This window comes from Roseateles sp. P5_E11 (assembly GCF_054049355.1).
This window is the reverse complement of sequence record NZ_JBFUMO010000870.1, coordinates 1-1,733: the sequence shown is the minus strand read 5'-3', so window position 1 is coordinate 1,733 and position 1,733 is coordinate 1. Positions and strand designations below refer to the sequence as shown.

Here is a 1,733-nt window from a genome sequence, read left to right as displayed (position 1 = left end):
GACCGGCACGGGCAAGACGGCGGCATTCTCCATCCCCTTGCTGCAGCGCATGCTCAAGMACGAGAACCCGAGTGTCTCGCCGGCCCGCCACCCGGTGCGCGCCCTGGTGCTGGCGCCCACGCGTGAGCTGGCTGACCAGGTGGCAGAGAACGTCAAGAAGTACGCCAAGCACACGCATCTGCGCTCGGTCGTCGTCTTCGGCGGCATCGACATGAAGCCGCAGACGGCCGCGCTCAAGGCCGGCGTCGAGGTGCTGATCGCCACGCCGGGCCGCCTGCTGGACCACATCGAAGCGAAGAACTGTGTGCTCAACCAGGTCGAGTACGTCGTGCTCGACGAAGCCGACCGCATGCTGGACATCGGCTTTCTGCCCGAMCTGCAGCGCATCCTCAGCTACCTGCCCAAGGCGCGCCAGACGCTGCTGTTCTCGGCCACCTTCTCGCCCGAAATCAAGCGTCTGGCCCAGAGCTATCTGCAGGACCCCATCCTGGTCGAGACGGCCCGCCCCAATCAGGCGGCCTCGACCGTCGAGCAGCGCTTCATCAGCGTCACCGATGACGACAAGCGTGCCGCAGTGAAGCAGATCCTGAAGGAGCGCTCCATCCGCCAGGCCATCGTCTTCGGCAACTCCAAGCTGGGTGTGGCCCGTCTGGCGCGCTCCTTCGAGCGCGACGGCCTGCGCACGGCCGCCCTGCATGGCGACAAATCGCAGGATGAGCGCCTGAAGTCGCTCGACGCCTTCAAGCGCGGCGAAGTGGACCTGCTCGTCGCCACGGACGTGGCTGCGCGCGGCCTGGACATTGCCGACCTGCCGGCGGTCTTCAATTTCGACGTGCCCTTCAATGCCGAGGACTACGTCCACCGCATCGGCCGCACGGGCCGCGCGGGGGCTTCGGGCCTGGCAGTCACGCTGGTCACCAAGTCTGACGCGCGCCTGGTGGCCGACATCGAGAAGCTGCTCAAGCGCAAGATCGACCTCGACCCCTTCGAGCTGCAGGACAGCCGCCCGCCGCGTTTCGAGCGCCCGCGCGAGGAGCGAGGAGAAGCTTCTTTCGAGGCCCGTCCCGCCGTGCGGCCCACCTATCGCCCGCCTTCCCCGCCCAAGGATCCCTTCTTCGACAAGCCCTACGAGGCCAGCGCTGCCGGTGAGGCACCAGCCTGGGAAAAAACCAAGGCTGCAGCGGCGCCGGCTGGCGCAGGCAAGGGCCTGTCCAGCTACATCAAGCCCAAGAAGCAAGTGGCCGCGTTGTTCGGTGCCAAGCCCGCGCCGGCGCCGGTCGAGTCCTAAGCCAGGATTGAAAACACGGCCGGGATGCGGTCGGGTACCTTGGTGCCGTTGGACCGCCAATCCGCCACGGTGGCGGTCTGCGTCCAGCCGCCTGGCAGCGTCAGGCCGACGCTGATCGACAGCCGCGTGCCGGGCTTCAGCGCTGCCAGCAGCGCCTGGCGCAGCGCCTCGTTGCGGTAGGGCGTCTCGATCAGCAACTGGGTCTGCTGGGCCTTGGCCGACAAGGCCTCCAGCTCGCGGATGCGTGCCGTACGAGGTGCGGCGTCCACCGGCAGATAGCCGACAAACGCGAAGCTCTGGCCGTTGAGCCCGCTGGCGGCCAGGGCGAGCAGCAGCGAACTCGGTCCGGAAAGCGCCACCACCTCGATGCCGGCCTCATGGGCCAGCGCGACCAGGCGGGCGCCTGGGTCAGCCACGGCGGGCAGGCCCGCTTCCGAGATCAAGC

The 1,733-nt window shown here is 68.1% G+C and carries 2 protein-coding genes; one reads left to right on the top strand and one right to left on the bottom strand.

Features of this window, described 5'->3' with window-relative positions; translation table 11 throughout:
- Positions 1 to 1,288 (top strand): DEAD/DEAH box helicase (locus ACXJKR_RS31595; protein ID WP_457326216.1); only part of this gene is annotated, 1,288 nt, incomplete at its 5' end.
- Here ACXJKR_RS31595 and ACXJKR_RS31590 read toward each other — a convergent pair.
- A partial coding sequence (locus tag ACXJKR_RS31590; RefSeq protein ID WP_457326215.1) for an SAM-dependent methyltransferase occupies positions 1,285 to 1,733 on the bottom strand: 449 nt, incomplete at its 5' end. The genes ACXJKR_RS31595 and ACXJKR_RS31590 overlap by 4 nt on opposite strands.